We start from the raw sequence: 18,573 nt of genomic DNA on the forward strand, positions 1-18,573 counted from the left end.
GGGACACCCCAGCCGCGGCAGCACTTCGTCCCGTGTCCTCACCCGCCAGCAAGTGCTCATACGCACACGCACGAACCGACCACGGCAACTTCTTGACCATGACACCCCTCCAACTACAGGGGTGTTGCACTAGCCACCTGAAGACGCCGTCTCAACATCGTCATCTTTTGCCAACTCGGCGATGTTTTTAGCGGAGGGTGGGCGCTCCGGCGGGCAATCCGGTGGGCGCTCCGGTGGGCACCTTGACTTCCGCTGCGCGGAACGTTGCTCCCGCGCCAGGGAACAGTGGGATATCGATCCGGGCGTGCGAGTGGACTTCCCGGATTGTGTCCTTGGTGTGCCGGGCAATCTCGGCCAAGGTGGTGACCCACATGCCGTCCAGGCCCTTGACCCGTTCGATCAGCCGTTCCAAGGCCACGGCGCGGGATGGCCGGCCGGAGATGAACGGGTGATTGGTGAGGACGAAGCAGCTGCCCTGGGAGTGGTGGGCCTCGGCCTCCAAGGTCCACATCTCAAGTGCCTTGGCCGGGCTCTCAATGACGCCACTGCCTGTGACTCCAGGGTAGAAACCGTATTGCTCCCAGTCGTCCAGTGCCCAATCCACGGGGATTTCCACGATGTCCCGCGGGTCGTCCTCGGCGACGGCCATCCGGTAGGGGGCGTCGCCGTCGAGCAGGCTTGAATCGTAGAGGAAGCCACGGTCCGCGAGCAGGGCCGGTGATTGCCAGTTCAACTCCCACCAAGGTGCCCGGTAGCCCACCGGACGGATGCCGGCCACGTTGGCGAGTGCCTCGAGGCCGCGATCCAGGTAGCTGGCTTCGGTGGCGGCATCAATGCCCTGCATTGGTTCGTGCAGATAGCCGTGATGGGCGATTTCGTGCCCGGCATCAGCGATCCTGCGCACCACGTCAGGGTAGCTCTCTGCCGTGAACCCCGGGATGAAGAACGTACCTTGGATGTCCTGTCGATCCAGGATCTGCAGCAATCGGGGAACAGCTATCTTTGGCCCATAAGACTGGTGGCTCATGAGGGACATGCGCCGCGTGCTGGAGGGGTCATGGGCGATGGTGCAGGACTCGGCATCGACGTCGAAGGTGAAGGACGCCGCGGCCTGGAAGCCCTCGGGCCACATGATCGGGTGGAGCGCATCAGCGAAGGCGGGCTGGTTCATGCTGTGGTCCTTTCGGGAACTGAAGGTGCGGCTGGCTGTGTCACTGATACGTGGTTCGAGTCCGCGAGGAGGTACTTTTTGTGTGCGCGGGGGCCCAGGATCGCGTAGGCAGCGGCGCTGGTGAGCCCGCCGGCCAGCCACGAAAGGTCCCAACCGCCCAAGGCGACGGCGATGGGGCCCTGCATGGCGGGAACCAGGCCGTACATGAACAGCCACGTGGAGAAGATGCCCACCAGGAGGGATACGATTCCGGCCCAGTTGATGACGGGAAGCCGGTGGGTGCCGACGCCGTCGAAGAGCCGATCCACCTTCGCCGGCCAGCGCTTCTCAAGCCAGAAGTAGTGCACCAGCATGACTCCGCCCCAAGCGGCAACCCAGGCGACCAGGCCGATCAGCCAGGCGTCGAGCACTGCTGCGAAGTCCTCCTGGAAGATGAAGAACACGACGGCGATGAGCGAGAAGACGCCCACGAACAAGTTCAGCTTGCGGCGGCTGATGTTGATGTCCAAGGCCTGGGTGGCAACGGAGAAGGTGTAGATGTTCAGGATGTTGGTAGCGATGGGGCCGTGCAGCACCATGAGCAGTACGGGGAGGGCAAGGACTCCGAAGTTTTGGACAATCAGCTTGCCGGGATCGATCTCGCCGCTGTTGGTGGCCAAGCTTGCGCCGAGGATGCCCAGCCAGACGACGGGGATGAACTGGCCGAGGACCGAGGCCAGGTAGAGCTTGCGCTTGGGAACCGAGGTGCTGACGAAGCGGGAGTAGTCGGCGGCGTAGGTGAACCAGGTGATGCCCCAGCCGATACCGATGGCGGTCATGACTGCGCTCATGGCGGCGATCCGCTCTGAGCCTTCGAGGATGTTGCCGGCCGGTCCTGCGTAGCCCCAGTCGATCTTCATGCCGAACCAGGCCACGGCGGACATCACGGCCAGGATGATGATGGTGGGCGGAACCGTCCACTTCTCAAAGGCCGCGATGGCTTTGTAGCCGAACCAGGCGATGGCGACCTGCGCGGCCATGATGGCCGTGGCGACGCCGATCTTCCAAGCGTAGTTCTGTGCGTTGGGATCCACCCAGCCGAGGGTTCCGAAGAGCGCCATGACCAGGTCCAGGATGATCCAGGTGTTGACGGCGCACCACCCGATGACCAGAAGTGCCTGGATCGCTGCCGGCAGGTAGTTGCCACGGCGGCCAAAAGCCGCCCGGGCCAGAACCATTCCTGTGGCGCCGGTCTTTTGTCCAAGGAGGACGAAGCATCCGAATAAGAGCATGCCGATCAGGTTTCCCAGGACCAGGACTATCACGGTGTCTGCGAAGCCGAGGCCCAGATGGATGCCCAGTGCACCCAGCACCCAGTTGATAGGGGCAAGGTTGGCGCCGGCCCAGATCCAGAACTGTCCGGAAACCTTGCGGGTGCGGTCTGATTCGGGGATGGGTTGGAGCCAGGCTTCGCTGTCATGGGCCGGCGCCGTTGCTGGCCCAGACTGCGCTGAAGGTGAAGGCGAAGGGGAGAGGTTGTCTTGCATAGGGAGAGCCTCCGTGTGTGAAAGGGACCCTTTCAGCGTATGTGCGCCATATCACAGCAACAAGATACGATGTGTCTAAACAAATCACCCCAAACCGTACGGAGTGTCATGCCGATTCTGCTGGGCGCGGCTCTGGAGTACCAAAGCCTCAGATCTGCCGAACCGAAGCTGCTCAATGACGTGCCGGAGGCGCTGTCCCGGCCTGTCCGATGGGTGCACTCCAGCGAGGTCCTGGACATCGCTCCGCTCCTCAGCGGCGGCGAACTGCTCCTCAGTGGTGGGCAGGCGCTCGCCGGCGTGACGGCAGAACGGCAGGCTGACTATGTCCGCGACCTCGCGGCCCGGGGAGTCGCTGCACTGGCCCTCGAGACGGGTCCGGCCCTGCCCGAAGTGCCTGCGGCCATGTTGGAGGTCGCCGAGGCTGCCGGATTGCCAGTCATCGAGCTCCGTCAGGTAGTCCCGTTCGTCGGCGTGATGCAGGAAATCAATTCGCTGCTGGTGAGTGAATCCGTAGAGCACCTCCAGCGCGGTGACCAGGCAAGCCATGCCATGGCCGCCGAACTTGCCCACGGCGGCGGACTCGATCAACTCCTCGCTGTGTTGGCCGAAAGGACAGGCGCCAGCGCCAGGCTGGTCTCGCCGTCGGGCCTCACGCTCGGGGCGGCCGGCGGCACCTTTTCGTCCGACGACGACGGCAGCGTCACCGTGGTGGACGTGCCGGTGCGGGGCGTCCTTGCCGCTCGGCTCGAGGTGAAAATGCCCGACGGCGGCGATGCCGGCCTCGCGCGCGTGGCCGGCGAACGGTCCGTGGACATCCTTGGCCTGGCGCTGCTGCAGCGCATGCCTCCGGGATTGAAGGAACTGGCAGGCATCGAGCTCATGCGGGCCATCAATTCCGGAAGCCAGGAGTGGCAGCTGCAACAGCTTGGACCGGCGTCAGGCTTCCCCGTGGATGGTGCAGTGGCCGCCGTCGTGATTCGATCCACCAGCGCGGGACATCTGCGTCCGGCCGTTGACGCGCTGCTCCGCGGCTGCGTCCCGCACAGTGCGAGCTACGCCAATAACGCGGAGCTGATCGCGCTCGCCTCCCTGGGCGGGAGTGCCACCCGGCAGGTGTTGCTGGAAGCGCTGCGGGCACTCGACGTGCCATCAGGGTCCGTGGTGGCTGTGGGCCCGACGGGCAGGGGTATTTCCGAAGCGCCGTGGTCATTGGCTGAAGCACGGAGAGCCTTCGACCTCGATACGACTGGACGCGGGGTGGTGGATGCAGACACCCTCGCCGTTGAACTCCTGGCTGGCGAATCTCTGGACCCGGCCACCCGCGAGGGGTTTGTGCAGCGGCAGTTGGGTGCCGTCGTCGAGCATGACCGCCTGAAGAAGTCCGAACTGATGCGGACCTTGGCTGTCTGGTTGGATACGGGCTGCAACACGGCCCAGGCCGCCCGGGAATTGCACCTGGAGCGGCAGTCCTTGCACCACCGTCTTCAGCGGATCTTTGAGCTGTGCGGAGGAGATCCCCGGGGATCGGGGCGGCTTGCAGCGTTGCATTTGGCTACCCGGTTGGAGCGGCTGTAGCTCCTTAAACGCCAATTCGCGGGTCCACTGACCACTTCGCCGTTGCGGAACGGCGAACGTGCAGCGGACCCGCGATCTCGGCGCAGCAAGGCTTACTTCAACACAATCGTCCTGTTCCCATTGAGGATGATCCGCCCTTCGCAATGCCAACGAACGGCGTTGCTGAGGGCCTTGCATTCGGTGTCCCGACCGGCGGCGACGAGATCGTCCGGCCCGAACGTGTGGTCCACCTCCACTACCTGCTGGGCGATGATGGGTCCTTCATCCAGCTCGCCGTTCACGTAATGGGCGGTGGCACCCACGGTTTTCACGCCGCGCGCGTATGCCTGGTGGTAGGGCTTGGCGCCCTTGAAGCTCGGCAGGAACGAGTGGTGGATGTTGATCGCCCGGCCGTCGAGCTTCCGGGCGAGGTCGTCGCTGAGGACCTGCATGTAGCGGGCCAGCACAATGAGTTCCACGTCGAGTTCGTCGATGATTTCCAGCAGGCGCCCCTCGGCGGCGGGCTTGGTGGCGGCCGTGACCGGAACGTGGAAGAACGGGATTCCGTGCCACTCGGCCAGACCCTGGTGGTCGGTGTGGTTTGAAACAACGCCCACCACGTCGATGGGCAGCTCACCGATCCGCGCCCTGAACAGGAGGTCGTTCAGGCAGTGCCCGAATTTGGAGACCATGATCAAAACCCGGCGCTTGGAACCCTGGCGCTCAAGCTGCCAGTTCATGGAGTATTTTTCTCCCACCGGGCAGAAAGCGGTACGCAGGGTGTCCAGCGTGGACTCGTCGCCGGAGGATGCGAAGTGCACCCGCATGAAGAAGTGGCCCTCGGCGCGATCACCGAACTGCTTGTTGTCGATGATGTCGCAGCCATTTTCCAGCAGGAAGCTTGATACCGCGTGGACGATCCCGGGTCCTTCGGGGCAGTCCAAGGTGAGGACGTGTTCAACGGTGGTCTCGGAAGAAACAGCGGCGGTTTCGGTTTGGATGGCAGTCATGGTCAGCACTCCACTACGTTGACGGCGAGGCCTCCACGGGAGGTCTCTTTGTACTTGGATTTCATGTCCGCGCCTGTCTCGCGCATGGTCTTAATGGCCTTGTCCAGCGATACCTTGTGGCTGCCGTCGCCATGCAGGGCAAGGCGGGCGGCGTTGATTGCCTTGACGCTGGCAATCGCGTTGCGTTCGATGCAGGGGATCTGCACCAGTCCGCCCACGGGGTCGCAGGTGAGGCCCAGGTTGTGCTCAATGCCCACTTCAGCGGCGTTTTCAACCTGCTCCGGCGTTCCGCCGAGGACTTCGCAGAGCCCGGCAGCAGCCATGGAGCAGGCAGAACCCACCTCGCCTTGGCAGCCCACTTCGGCGCCGGAAATGGATGCGTTGATTTTGAACAGGATCCCGACGGCGGCCGCCGCGAGCAGGAAGCGCACGACACCGTCGTCGTTCGCTCCCGGAACAAACTTTGTGTAATAGTGCAGCACCGCAGGGACAATACCGGCCGCGCCGTTGGTGGGGGCGGTGACAATCCTGCCGCCCGCGGCGTTCTCCTCATTCACGGCCAGAGCGAACAGGTTCACCCATTCCATGGCGAGGAGGGGGTCCGAGGGATTGGATGCAGCCCCGTCGGCCTTGTTTGCGGCGTCGGTGGCCGCGAGCGTCTTGAACAACGACGGCGCCCGTCGCCTGACCTTCAAGCCTCCAGGCAGGATGCCCTCGGCGGAGCAGCCGTTGTCCAYGCATTCCTGCATGACGGCCCAGATTCCCAGCAGCTTTTCGCGGAGTTCTTCCTCTGAGCGCCACACGAGCTCGTTGGCCAGCATGATGTCGGAGATGGACTTGCCTTCGCGCACGCAAATGGCCAGCAGTTCATCAGCGGTGGTGAAGGGGTACGGAAGCACGGTGTCGTCCGCTACGACTTTGTCGGCCCCGGAGGCGTCCCCGTCCACCACGAAGCCGCCGCCGATGGAGTAGTAGCTGCGCTCCCGCAACACTGCCCCGGTGTGGTCAAGTGCGCGGAACGTCATGCCGTTGGGGTGGGCCGGAAGCGACTTACGGCGGTGCAGGACCACGTCCTCGTCCCAGTTGAAATCCACCCGGTGGTTCCCGCCCAGGCGCAGTTCGGCGTCGAGCGCGGCGGCGGCAACCTGGTCGTCAGCCGTGGCAGTGTCCACAGTTTCGGGGGAGTGGCCTTGCAGTCCAAGCACCACGGCCTTGTCGGAACCGTGGCCCCGGCCGGTGGCGCCCAGGGAGCCGAAAAGCTCAGCTTGGACGCGCACCGTGGCCGGGAGCTGGCCGGATGATTCAAGACCATCCGTGAACTGCTTCGCCGCACGCATCGGGCCCACCGTGTGTGACGATGACGGCCCGATGCCCACAGAAAACAGATCAAGCACACTCAGTGCCATTACGGGACCTCAGGAGAAGCGTATTCACGCATGGCATCCAGGAGCCAACGTCCCAGGAAATCGGCAAAGGACGCCCGGGGAAAGATCCGGTAGCTCTCATCCGAGGTCTTCCAGAGCATCACCGGGATGTGGGCGAGCTCGGTGGAGACAGCCGTGCCGGCCTTGAACACCCGGGGGTGCAGGTCCAGCGAGCACGTCTTCTCCAGCACTGCGCGGGCATGGCTGCCGGTGAGCTCAAACGTGGTGCGGTTGGCGGACAGATCCACCACCTGGCCGGCGTCGCTTCCCAGGGCCGTGGTCAGGTCGCTGACCAGGGAACCGCCGAGGGAGTCGTGGGCTTCTTCCGGTGCGACCACCAGGAACTCGGTGGGCCCGAGCCACAAGGTGTTGACGGAGCCCTTGTCCGCAACAGCGGCGCCCGTCACCTCACCGCAAGCGGCGGGCAAGCCGCCGGTCACGGACGCAACGCGGGCACCGGCGTCGGACGTCCGGTCAACCCGGATCCCCACCATGGCCTGGTACGGGATTTCGGTGAGCGTCACCGTGCCCGGCACGGAGCCGGAGGTGAAGGCGTCAGCCAAGTGCTCGGCGGGGCTGCGGCGGGCGCCCCGTACGCGGTTGACGGTTTCTGATGGTGTTGCTGTTTCAGCCATCTTTGCGGGTCCCTTCAGCATCGAAAAGTACGGTTTCGCCAACAACCACGTCCACCAATTGGTCTCCCAGCGAGGCCACGAGGGTCTCGCCGATGCGGTTGCGGCCGTTCTGGATGAGCGCCAGGGCGAAGGAGCGGCCCAGGGCGGCGCTGTGGTAGCTGGACGTCACGAAGCCTTCCATGGGGACAGGTCCGTTTGCCGGGTTGACCGGGATGCCCTTCTCCACCAGCTGCGTGCCTTCGGGCAACCGCAGCGCGTGGTCCACAGGGAGGACGCTCACCAGGTGTTTGCGGTCCTCGCGGCTGGCGTCCTCACGGAGGTAGGAGCGTTTGCCGATGAAGTCCTTGGCTTTGGAAACGATCCAGTCCATGCCGGCGTCCTGCGGGGTGACCGTGCCGTCGGTGTCCTGCCCGACGATCGGGTAGCCCTTCTCGGCGCGGAGCACGTGCATGGTTTCGGTGCCGTACGGGGTGATGTTGAACTCTGCACCTGCGGCAGCGACTGCTTCCCAGGTGTTGAGTCCGTACCAGGAGGGCACGTTGATTTCGTAGGCCAGTTCGCCGGAGAAGGAGATGCGGCAAACGCGTGCCTGCACTCCTGAGGCCAGCGTGGTCTCGCGGAAGGTCATGAACGGGAAAGCATCGGCATCCAAGCCGCCGTTTTCGGCCAGCTGCGGTGCAACCTTCGCGAGCACGGCGCGGGACTTCGGTCCGACGACGGCGATGGTGCTCCACTGCTCCGTGACGGAGGTGAAAACAACGTCAAGGTCCGGCCATTCAGTCTGGTGCCATTCCTCCAGCCAGTCGAGGACCTTCGCTGCGCCGCCCGTGGTGGTGGTCATGAAGTAGCGGTCATCGTCCAGGCGGAGGGTCACGCCGTCATCGAAGATCATGCCGTCGAGGGTGCACATGACGCCGTAGCGGGCCGAACCCGGGGCCAGCTTCTTGAACGCGTTGGTGTAGACGCGGTTCAGGAATTCGCCCGCGTCCTTGCCGCGGATCTCGATCTTGCCCAGCGTGGTGGCGTCCATGAACCCCACGGAATCGCGGACCGCCGCGCATTCGCGCAGGACTGCCGTATCCATGTCTTCACTGCCCTGCGGGTAGTACCAGGGGCGCTTCCACTGTCCAACGTCTTCGAACAGGGCGCCCTGGGCAACGTGCCAGGGGTGGATGGACGTGACCCGGGCGGGGTCGAAGAGCTCGCCGCGCTGGCGTCCGGCCAGGGCTGCGAAAGCCACGGGCGTGAACGGCGCACGGTAGGCGGTGGTGCCGATTTCGCCGACTCCCGGAACGCTCTCCGCGCCGCCGAACTTCAACGCGGCGGCGATGACGCCGATTGCGTTGACGCCGGAGGTCTTGCCCTGATCGTTGGCGGTGCTGATGGACGTGTACCGCTTCACGTGCTCCACCGAGCGCATGCCCGCCCCGGTGGACCGGAGGACATCCGCCACGGACTGGTCGCGCTGGAAATCGACGAAGTGGTGGTGCCATTCGCCGGGCTCACCGGACTGGCCGGGAACCAGCCACAGCTGGCGGCTCGGTGCGCTTGCCACAGGGGCCTGCAGTTCCACCGGGGTGGTTGCGGATTCGAAACCGGCGGCAATGGATGCTGCTGCTCCGGCCGAGATTCCTTCAGCCAGGCAATCCTGCAATTCGTAGCTGCCACGTCCTGCGCCGACAACCTGCTGGTCACGGACCGGGGCTGCGGGGATGAAGGCGGCAAGTTCGTCGTCCCAGCGCAGCTTGCCCTGGCGCTGGCTGTGGAGGTGGACCACCGGGCTCCAGCCGCCGGAAACGGCGAGCAGATCGGCAGCCAACTGTTCGACGCCCGAGGTGAGTTCGCCGTCGTCGTTGATGCTCCGGACGGTGACGCCGTTCAGGCGGCCGTTCTCATCCGCGGACGTGTCGGCCAYGGCGCTGCCGATGAGGACCCGGATACCGGACTCGACGGCGGCGGCTGCTTTCGCGCTGATCTGCGGACGGGCGTCGACGACGGCGGCAACCGCCACGCCTGCTGCCTTCAGGTCCGCGGCGAGTGCGTAAGCGGAGTCGTTGGTGGTGCTGATGACGACGCGCGAACCGGCGGCCACTGCGTAGCGGTTCAGGTAGGTGCGGGCAGCAGAGGCGAGCATGATGCCGGGGCGGTCGTTGTTCTCGAAGACCAACGGACGCTCGTGGGCACCGGGGGCCAGGACAACCTGCTTGGCACGGATGTGCCAAATACGCTGGCGGGAGACGCCTGATGCGGCCGGGACGCTCAGGTGGTCCGTGCGGTTCTGGGCCGCGATGAAGTAGTTGGAGTCGTAGGAGCCGAAGGCGGTGGTGCGGTTCAGCACCGTGCACTCTGCTGCCGAAACCAGTTCAGCTTCAACATCGGCAACCCATTCGAGGGCCGGCTTGCCTTCGATCTGCTCGGCAAGCTCTGGCGTGGTGGAACCGGAGAGCAGCGAGCCGCCGAGTTCGGGCTGGTCGTCGATCAGGATGACGCGGGCGCCGGTGCGGACAGCCTCGCGGGCTGCTGCCAATCCGGCGATACCGCCGCCGACCACCAGGACATCCGTGTGGACGTACTTCTTGTCGTACTCGGCCTTGTCCTCGTTGGGGTCAAGTTTGCCCAGGCCGGAAAGGAGTTCGATGTTCATACCGTCCACCAGCGAAACCGCGGTGGCAGGGAGCATGGATTCGGCAACGTGGCCGGGGAAGCGCGGAGCGATCTTCACCAGGGCGTTGGACTCTTCCACGCCGGCGGCCATGATGCCGCGGGGGCGGTCCTCGTAAAGGGAGTTGCCTGCATTGATGTGGCCGTTGGCCAGCAGCGCGGAGGCGATGGTGTCACCCGGGTGGCCGGTGAATTCCCGGCCGTCCACGGTGAAGCGCCAAGCGATGCTGCGATCGATGCGTCCGCCGGTGGCGAGGCGTGCGTTCTTGCTGGTCACTTTCAGACTCCTTCCGAGGTGGTGGGGGCGGTGGCTGTGCCGGGGGCGAGGCCTGGTTCGCCGGCCTGGCCGTAAGCGCCGCTCTGGGTGAATTCGCCTGGCTTCTCCGGTGCGGCCTTGGGGCTCGACGCGGTGATATCGGGTCGGGGTTGGCCCATTGCGTAGATGGAGTGGATTTCGTAGCTCACGGTGTCGCGGAGCATGTTGAACCACTGCCGGCAGCCCGTGCTGTGCACCCAGCGTTCAGCGAAAGTGCCCTTGGTGTTCTCGCGGTAGAACAGGTACTCGGCCCATTCGCGGTCGCTGAGGTCGTTCGGGTTTTCGGGGTAGGCGATGTGCGCCTGGCCGCCGTAATGGAATTCGGTTTCATCGCGTGGCCCGCAGTTGGGGCATGAAATGAGGAGCATGTCTTTCCTGTCCTGTCCTGGCTAGTGGGCCACGGCTGCTGCGCCGTGTTCGTCGATGAGTGCACCGGTCTCGAAGCGTTCCAGCGCGAAAGGCTTGTTCAGCTGGTGCGGAGCACCCGTGGCGATGGTGTGGGCGAAAGTCAGGCCGGCAGCAGGGGTTCCCTTGAAGCCACCGGTTCCCCAGCCACAGTTGACGAACATGTTCTCTACCGGGGTGAGCCCGACGATCGGCGAAGCATCCAGTGTGGTGTCCACAATTCCGCCCCAGGTGCGGAGCACATGGGCCCGGGCGAAGATCGGGAAGAGCTCAACAGCTGCTGCCATCTGCTCCTCGATCACGTGGAACGAGCCGCGCTGGCCGTAGCCGTTGTAGGAGTCGACGCCGGCGCCCATCACCAGTTCGCCCTTGTGGGCCTGGGAGACGTAGACGTGGACGTGGTTGGACATGACCACCGTGGGGTGGACAGGCTCGTGCAGTTCCGACACCAAGGCCTGCAACGGGTGCGACTGGATCGGCAGGCGGAAACCGGCCATTTCGGCCAGCACGGAGCTGTGGCCGGCAGCGCAGAGGCCCACCTTTTCGGTGTTGATGGTGCCGCGCGTGGTCTGGACACCGGTGACCTTGGTGCCGTCCTTGATGAAGCCGGTGACTTCGCAGTTCTGGATGATGTCCACGCCGAGTTCATCGCACTTCCGGGCGAAGGCCCAGGCGACGTGGTCGTGCTTCGCGATGCCTGCACGCGGCTGGTACGTGGCGCCCATGACCGGGTAGCGGATGTTGTCGCTGGTGTTAAGGATGGGGCAGAGTTCCTTGACCTGGTCCGGTTCAAGCCACTCGGCGTCCACGCCGTTGAGCCGGTTGGCACCCACGCGGCGCATGCTCTCGCGGACATCGCCCAAAGTGTGGGCGAGGTTCATGACGCCGCGCTGGCTGAACAGGAAGTCGTACTCCAGCTCTTCGGGCAGGATTTCCCAGAGCTTGAGGGCGTGCTCGTAGATGGCAGCGCTCTCGTCCCAGAGGTAGTTGGAACGGATGATCGTGGTGTTGCGGGCCATGTTGCCACCGGCCAGCCAGCCCTTTTCCAGGATGGCGATGTTGGTCATGCCGTGGTTCTTGGCCAGGAAGTACGCGGTGGCCAAGCCGTGTCCACCGCCGCCTACGATCACGGCGTCGTAGCTCTTCTTCGGATCCGGGTTGCGCCAGAGGAAGTCCGGGTGCTCGGGGAGGTGGTCTGCACTCACTGGGCTGCTCCAATCAGTTCTGCTTCGGTTCCGGCGCCGTTTCCGGCCGTGGAAAGGTTGGGGTAGAGGGGCAGCTTGTCTGCCAGTGCGGTCACGCGGTTGCGCAGTTCGACGGCGGTCGCGTCGTCCAGGGTGCCGGTCGCCGCTGCGGCGATCAACGCCGTCGCAATAATGTCCGAGACCTCCGTGAACTCTTCGGCTCCGAAGCCGCGGGCCGCGAGTGCCGGGGTGCCGATGCGGAGTCCGGAGGAGACCATCGGCGGGCGGGGGTCGAACGGGACGGCGTTGCGGTTGACCGTGATGCCGATCCGGTGGAGGGTGTCCTCGGCCTGCTGTCCGTTGAGTTCGGAGTTGCGGAGGTCGACGAGGACCAGGTGAACATCGGTTCCGCCGCTGACGACGGAGATACCGGCCGCGGCGACGTCGTCCTGGAGGAGGCGCTGGGCCAGGATCTTGGAGCCTTCCAGCACGCGGGCCTGGCGCTCCTGGAATTCCGGTTCCGCAGCCATCTTGAAGGCCACAGCCTTGGCGGCGATAACGTGTTCCAGCGGGCCGCCTTGCTGGCCCGGGAAGACAGCCGAGTTGACCTTCTTGGCGATGTCGGCGTCGTTGGTCAGGATCACGCCGCCGCGCGGGCCGCCGAGGGTCTTGTGCGTGGTGCTGGTGACGATGTGCGCGTGCGGCACGGGGCTCGGGTGGAGCCCGGCTGCCACCAGGCCGGCGAAGTGGGCCATGTCCACCATGAGGTACGCGCCCACCAGGTCCGCGATGCGGCGGAACTCGGCGAAGTCTACGTGGCGGGAGTAGGCGGACCAGCCGGCGACGATGAGCTGGGGCTTGTTCTCAAGCGCGAGGCGCTCAACCTCTGCCATGTCGATGGTGTGGGTGTCCTCGCGGACGCCGTACGGGACCACGTTGTAGAGCTTGCCGGAGAAGTTGATGCGCATGCCGTGGGTCAGGTGGCCGCCGTGGGCGAGGTTCAGGCCCATGATGGTGTCGCCTGCGTTGATCAGGGCGTGCATTGCCGAAGCGTTGGCCTGCGCGCCGGAGTGCGGCTGGACATTGGCGAATCCGGCGCCAAAGAGGGACTTCAGGCGGTCGATGGCAAGCTGTTCGATCACATCAACGTGTTCGCAGCCGCCGTAGTAGCGCTTGCCCGGGTAGCCTTCGGCGTACTTGTTGGTCAGCACTGAGCCCTGGGCTTCCATGACAGCCGTAGGGGCGAAGTTTTCAGAGGCGATCATTTCCAGCGTGGACTGCTGGCGGGTGAGTTCCTGGGCGATCGCCTGATCAACCTCCGGGTCCGCCTGTGCGAGCGGGCGGATCAGGGGTTCAACCATGGTGTTCTCCTTTGACGATTGTCTAGTGGCCGACTGTTGGGCAACTGATATATTAGAACTGTTGCCATAGTATGTTGAAGATCACATGGTCGTCAACAGGTCTGCGGCAACTCGTCCGACAGACTGGGATTGCGACAACGGGAGAGAGCCATGACCACAGCTTTGGAAGCACTGGAATCAGCTCCGCAGGGTACGTCCCTCGCGGAGAACGCCTACCTGCTGCTGCGTGACAGGCTCATCATGCTGGACATCAAGCCTGGCGATCCCATCAATGACGGCCAGATCGCGGCCGAACTCGGCATCGGCCGCACCCCCGTCCGCGAGGCCATCAAGCGCCTGGAGAGCGACCACCTTGTGGTTTCCTACCCTCGGCGCGGAACGTTCGCCACCGGAGTGGACATCACCCAACTCGCTGAAGTCTCCGAAATACGCGAACTCCTGGAGCCCCTGGCATCCCGCAAGGCCGCACGCATGGCGAGCCCCGCAATGCGCGACGAACTCCGCGCCGTAGCTGCCGCCATCCGGGACCTCGAGGGGCAGGATGCTTCCTCGACCGAACTCATGCGCTACGACATCCAGGTCCACCGGCTCATCTACAAAGCCTCGGCCAATGCGCACCTCGAGGACGTCCTCATCAGGTACGACAACCTCGCAACCCGCATCTGGTGCCACATGCTTGAGAAGATGCCCTCCGTCTCCGGCCACATCTCCGAGCACGCCGACCTCCTCACCGCCATCGCCGACGGCGACGAAAATCTCGCCGCCGAGCTGGCCCTGAATCACGTGGTCAGCTTCGAAGAGACCATCCGCAAGGTCCTCTGACCCTCACTCACATCCCGCGTGCTTGGCGCGGACGCTTGCTCACGTTCCGCGTGCTTGAGCTGGTCGCTTCCTCACGTTCCGCGTGCTTCCTTCCGACGCTTGCTCACGTTCCGCGTGTTTGGTGTGGACGCTTGCTCGCGTTCCGCGTGCTTCCTTTCCGACGCTTGCTCACGTTCCGCGTGTTTGGTGCGGTCGCTTGTTCACGTTCCGCGTGCTTGGTGTGGACGCTTCCTCACGTTCCGCGTGCTTCCTTTCCGACGCTTGCTCACGTTCCGCGTGTTTGAGCTGGGTGTGATCTGGGTTTGACCCAAATCGCCGGGAGTCTGATGCTGCCCGCTTGTCCGTGAGTCGCGAGGCCCGACGTCGGCACCCAGGCTGGGTGCCGACGTCGGGCTTTCCCTCTTGTGCGGCTGAGGGAGGGTTTGGTTGAAGGGCGCGGGGTGTGATGAAGCGTTGGGTTGAAGGGTGGGGGGTGTGAGGGAGGGGTGGGGTGAAGGGCGTGGGGTGTGATGAAGCGTTGGGTTGAAGGGCGCGGGATGTGAGGGAGGGTTGGGCGAGTTTTAGCTCTCAGTGCAACTTGAAATCACCCAGTGCAACAAGGAGCGAATCCACCCTCGCCCCCACGCTCCGCAACGCTTCGCCAGAGAAGCCGCTCGAAATTTTGCAAATCACCCCTTGACCGTGATCCACAGCACACATACTCTGATGCAACAGCGTTGCGTTGAATGCAACCCCAATGATTTTGGTGGACACATGAGCAATGAATCCTCTGTGGCAGCCGAGCAAGGCACCTCACCCGCCTCCGGCCACAACCACACACCCAGCCCCAAGAACACAGCCAGCAAGAACGCAGTCAGCAAAGACACCCGACGGCGGGTTGTCACTGCCAGCTTCATCGGCAACTTTGTCGAATGGTTCGATTACGCCGTCTACGGTTATCTGGCCGGCATCATCTCCTCGGTCTTCTTCCCTGAGTCCGACCGGCAAACCGCCCTGCTCGCGACCTTCGGAGTCTTCGCCATCAGCTTCTTCGTGAGGCCGCTCGGCGGTTTCATTTGGGGCCACATCGGAGACAGGCTCGGCCGCAAGCAAGCACTCAGCCTCTCGATCGTCCTGATGTCGGTGGCGACTTTCTGCATCGCCCTGATCCCGGGCTACGCCACGATCGGCGTCATGGCGCCCATCCTTCTCCTCCTGGTCCGGGTAGTCCAAGGCTTCTCGGCCGCCGGCGAGTATGCAGGCGCGTCCGCCTTCCTGGTGGAGTACGCACCGGCCAATCGCCGCGGACTCTATGCCGCCGTCGTGCCTGCAAGTACGGCAGCGGGACTGCTGCTGGGATCCCTGCTGGCCGCCCTGCTGAGTTCGATCCTCACCACAGAGCAGCTGAACGAATGGGGCTGGCGCCTGCCCTTCCTGCTTGCGGCACCCATGGGCCTGATTGGTCGTTACATCCGGACCAAGCTGGAGGACACGCCGGCATTCCGTGAACTGGCCGAGAAGGACACCGCAGTCAAAGCACCTGCCTTCGCCATGTTCAGGACCTACCGGAAGCAGCTCATCATCGCCACCGGTGCGGTGCTGCTCAACGCCGTCGGCTTCTACGTGATCCTCAGCTACATGCCCACCTACCTGTCGGAAGAGCTGGGCTTCGGAGCCACGGAATCGTTCCTGGCCACCACCATTGCCCTGGCCAGCTACATCGGCTTCATCTTCCTGACCGGTATTGCCTCCGACAAATTCGGCCGCAAGCGCATGCTCATGACGGCGTCAGTCCTCTTCATCCTGCTGACCGTCCCGGCCTTCATGCTCCTGGACACCCGCAACTTCCTGGTGATCGTGCTGGTGCAGATCCTGCTGGGCGGGATGCTCACCCTCAACGACGGTACCCTGCCCAGTTTCCTCGCCGAACTCTTCCCCACGAAGGTCCGCTACACCGGCTTTGCTGTCAGCTTCAACCTCTCCAACGCCCTGTTCGGCGGCACCGCACCGTTCATGGCAACACTCCTGATCGGCATGACCCACAGCAAGCTGGCCCCCGGCTGGTACCTCGTGGCCGCCGCCCTCGTTTCCCTCATCGCAGTCCTTTTCGCAGCCGAAACGTCAAAGAAGCCGCTGCAGCAGGACTAGACAAACCAACCCATTGAAAGGAACCACCATGACCATCACCGAAAACGAGTCCGTCAACGATGTCGCAAAACTCGAGCGCACCAAGGTCCTTCACAACGGCGGAAAGGTTTCGCTGACCTTCTCCGACGCTGAGTTCGAACGCCGCCTCGCCGGCCTTCGCAGGATTATGGCCGAGAAGGACCTCGACGCCGTCGTCCTCACCAGCTACCACTCCATCAAGTACTACTCCGAYTTCCTCTTCACCTACTTCGGCCGGTCCTACGGCATGGTGGTCACCAAGGATGACACGGTCACCATTACGGCCAATATCGACGCCGGTATGCCTTGGCGCCGCAGCTACGGCGACAACCTCGTGTACACGGACTGGCGCCGCGACAACTACATTCATGCCATCCAGGAAGTCCTGCGGACCCGCGGCATCAACCCGCGCCGCATCGGCGTCGAGGATGACTCGCTGCCCTTGGACAACCGGAACAAGATCCAGGCCGCGTTCTCCGGCGCGACGCTGGTGGACGTTGCGCAGGCGGCCATGCGCCAGCGCATGATCAAGTCCGACGAAGAGATCGCTGTCATCAAACACGGCGCGCGCATCGGCGACCTGGGCGGCGAAGCCATCCGCAACGCGATCACTGCGGGTATCACGGAGTACGAGGTTGCCCTGATCGGCACTGAGGCCATGGTCCACGAGATTGCCCGGACCTTCCCGGACTCGGAAATCCGCGATACCTGGGTGTGGTTCCAGTCGGGCATCAACACCGACGGCGCCCACAACTGGGCCACCACCCGCAAGATCCAGGAACACGACATCCTGTCCCTGAACTGCTTCCCGATGACCAGCGGCTACTACACCGCCCTGGAGCGCACCCTGTTCTACGGCGAACCGGATGCCCGCTCACTGGAACTGTGGAACATCAACGTTGAGGTCCACAAGCGCGGACTGGAACTCATCAAGCCGGGCGCTGTCTGCAAGGACATCGCTGCCGAGCTCAACGAGATCTACATCAGCCACGGCCTCCTGGCGAACCGGACCTTCGGCTACGGCCACTCGTTCGGTGTGCTCAGCCACTACTACGGACGTGAAGCCGGTCTTGAACTGCGAGAGGACATCGACACGGTCCTCGAGCCCGGCATGGTGGTTTCGATGGAGCCCATGATCACTGTGCTGGACGGCCAGCCGGGTGCCRGCGGATACCGGGAACACGACATCCTGGTGGTCGGCGAGGACGGTGCGGAGAACATCACCAAGTTCCCGTTCGGCCCCGAGTACAACATTATCGGAGCCTAGGGTGCAACGGCCGGCGGGCGCAGTGCACGGCGTCCGCCGGCCCCGGTCCGGAACTTCCGGACCGCCGCGGCGAAATATAGTGAACCCATGACTCCCACGGAAACCAGCGAGACTGCTGACGGCAACAACGGTAACGGCGACAGCAAGAGCACGTCCGTCATCGTCAACGCCATCGCGGTGCTGAGGAGCTTTACTGCAGACGAGCCGCTCCTGGGGGTCACCGAAATCGCGGGCCGGATCGGCCTGCACAAGAGTACGGTTTCTCGCATCCTGGCCACGCTGGAGCAGGAAAACCTGGTAGAGCGCGACGTCGATTCGCGCAGGTTCCGCTTGGGGTTGGGGATGATCGCGATGGCGGGCCCCCTCCTGGCGGAACTCGAAGAGCGACGCGTGGCCTACCCCGTACTGCGGGAGTTGACCGAACGCACGGGCGAGACGAGCGCTCTCATGGTGTGGAACGGCGTCGAGTCCATGTGCGTGGAGCAGATCCCCAGCCGCCACCAGGTGAAACACCTGGCCCCGCTCGGAGCCCGCTACAACGAGGCATTGAGTTCATCGGTGCAGGTGTTCCTTGCCAACGAAGACAAGGACAGGGTGCGGAACCTGCTGCGCAGTGGTTCCATCACCCTGCCGGGCCTGGACGAAGCTTCTGTGGAAAGTTACCTGGCTCGGCTTGAAGAAGCCGCTAAACGGGGCTGGGCCGCCAACTTCGGCGAAACCTCCATCGAAGAGGTCGGGGTTGCTTCGCCGGTCTACGACCACAGGGGCGACATCGTGGCCTCCGTCTTGATTCCTGCCCCCAAATTCCGGGTCTCACAGGACACCCTGGCCAGCCTCGGCGAAGCCTGCGCCGCAGCCGCGGCCAAGGTCACCTCACGCCTGGGTGGCCGCTCCCCGCGGTAGTTGCCCGCCCGTCGTCGAGGTGACAGTTGATGACAATCCGCCGCGGGCAAAGTCAATTGGTGGGAGCAACGCTGGGGGTTAGGCCGCTTGTAGCAGCTGGTTTAGCCGGTTGGCTGGGGTCTCGAGGTTCAGTGTTGGTCTGGGGCGGCGGTTGAGTTTCGCTGCGACCAGGCGGATGTCCTCGGGGGT

At 64.2% G+C, this 18,573-nt stretch carries 14 protein-coding genes; 5 read left to right on the forward strand and 9 right to left on the reverse strand.

Annotated elements, in window-relative coordinates; translation table 11 throughout:
* Window positions 1-187: 187 nt before the first annotated feature.
* Entirely contained in the window at window positions 188-1,171 is a 984-nt protein-coding gene (locus AB4Y81_RS21105; protein WP_441996888.1) for a polysaccharide deacetylase family protein, read from the reverse strand.
* Window positions 1,168-2,697 (reverse strand): purine-cytosine permease family protein, encoded by a 1,530-nt coding sequence (locus tag AB4Y81_RS21110; RefSeq protein WP_018780325.1) that lies wholly within the window; start codon window positions 2,695-2,697, stop codon window positions 1,168-1,170. The genes AB4Y81_RS21105 and AB4Y81_RS21110 overlap by 4 nt, the downstream gene beginning before the upstream one ends.
* Before the next feature lie 108 nt (window positions 2,698-2,805).
* Between AB4Y81_RS21110 and AB4Y81_RS21115 the strand changes: the two genes are divergently transcribed.
* Window positions 2,806-4,272: a PucR family transcriptional regulator gene (locus AB4Y81_RS21115; RefSeq protein ID WP_110506184.1), complete on the forward strand. Its 1,467-nt coding sequence runs from the start codon at window positions 2,806-2,808 to the stop codon at window positions 4,270-4,272.
* 92 nt (window positions 4,273-4,364) lie between these two features.
* Here the strand turns inward: AB4Y81_RS21115 and purU are convergent, their stop codons facing one another.
* The 7 genes from purU to glyA are packed head-to-tail and all read right to left on the reverse strand — an operon-like array spanning window position 4,365 to window position 13,247.
* Entirely contained in the window at window positions 4,365-5,261 is an 897-nt protein-coding gene (purU, locus tag AB4Y81_RS21120) for a formyltetrahydrofolate deformylase (RefSeq protein WP_026267513.1), read from the reverse strand.
* A 2-nt stretch (window positions 5,262-5,263) separates the two neighbouring features.
* The gene (locus AB4Y81_RS21125; RefSeq protein WP_441996891.1) at window positions 5,264-6,667 is read right to left on the reverse strand and encodes an L-serine ammonia-lyase; all 1,404 of its coding nucleotides are present in this window, start codon (window positions 6,665-6,667) and stop codon (window positions 5,264-5,266) included.
* A complete protein-coding gene (locus tag AB4Y81_RS21130; RefSeq protein ID WP_039243270.1) occupies window positions 6,667-7,320 on the reverse strand; it encodes a sarcosine oxidase subunit gamma in 654 nt (217 codons plus the stop codon). Before AB4Y81_RS21130 ends, AB4Y81_RS21125 begins: the two co-directional genes overlap by 1 nt.
* A complete protein-coding gene (locus AB4Y81_RS21135; RefSeq protein ID WP_441996894.1) occupies window positions 7,313-10,258 on the reverse strand; it encodes a sarcosine oxidase subunit alpha family protein in 2,946 nt (981 codons plus the stop codon). The genes AB4Y81_RS21130 and AB4Y81_RS21135 overlap by 8 nt, the downstream gene beginning before the upstream one ends.
* A gap of 2 nt (window positions 10,259-10,260) precedes the next feature.
* On the reverse strand, window positions 10,261-10,665 hold the full coding sequence (locus AB4Y81_RS21140; RefSeq protein WP_018780319.1) for a sarcosine oxidase subunit delta: 405 nt from the start codon (window positions 10,663-10,665) through the stop codon (window positions 10,261-10,263).
* 21 nt (window positions 10,666-10,686) lie between these two features.
* A complete protein-coding gene (locus AB4Y81_RS21145; protein WP_441996896.1) occupies window positions 10,687-11,907 on the reverse strand; it encodes a sarcosine oxidase subunit beta family protein in 1,221 nt (406 codons plus the stop codon).
* The gene (glyA, locus tag AB4Y81_RS21150) at window positions 11,904-13,247 is read right to left on the reverse strand and encodes a serine hydroxymethyltransferase (protein ID WP_441996898.1); all 1,344 of its coding nucleotides are present in this window, start codon (window positions 13,245-13,247) and stop codon (window positions 11,904-11,906) included. Before glyA ends, AB4Y81_RS21145 begins: the two co-directional genes overlap by 4 nt.
* Before the next feature lie 150 nt (window positions 13,248-13,397).
* Here glyA and AB4Y81_RS21155 point away from each other — a divergent pair, with 150 nt between their 5' ends.
* The 4 genes from AB4Y81_RS21155 (at window position 13,398) to AB4Y81_RS21170 (ending at window position 18,384) form a co-directional block, all read left to right on the forward strand.
* Window positions 13,398-14,069 carry a GntR family transcriptional regulator gene (locus AB4Y81_RS21155; RefSeq protein WP_018780316.1) on the forward strand — a complete coding sequence of 224 codons (672 nt, stop codon included), beginning with the start codon at window positions 13,398-13,400 and terminating at the stop codon, window positions 14,067-14,069.
* 753 nt (window positions 14,070-14,822) lie between these two features.
* Window positions 14,823-16,196 carry an MFS transporter gene (locus tag AB4Y81_RS21160; protein ID WP_441996900.1) on the forward strand — a complete coding sequence of 458 codons (1,374 nt, stop codon included), beginning with the start codon at window positions 14,823-14,825 and terminating at the stop codon, window positions 16,194-16,196.
* Between the two features lie 28 nt (window positions 16,197-16,224).
* A complete protein-coding gene (locus AB4Y81_RS21165) occupies window positions 16,225-17,481 on the forward strand; it encodes an aminopeptidase P family protein (protein ID WP_441996902.1) in 1,257 nt (418 codons plus the stop codon).
* Window positions 17,482-17,568: 87 nt separating this feature from the next.
* Window positions 17,569-18,384, forward strand: coding sequence for an IclR family transcriptional regulator (locus AB4Y81_RS21170; RefSeq protein WP_441996904.1), 816 nt, complete (start codon window positions 17,569-17,571; stop codon window positions 18,382-18,384).
* The last annotated feature ends 189 nt before the right edge of the window (window positions 18,385-18,573 follow it).

The organism is Paenarthrobacter sp. TAF1, assembly GCF_052113825.1.
GTDB classification, from domain to species: domain Bacteria; phylum Actinomycetota; class Actinomycetes; order Actinomycetales; family Micrococcaceae; genus Arthrobacter; species Arthrobacter nicotinovorans.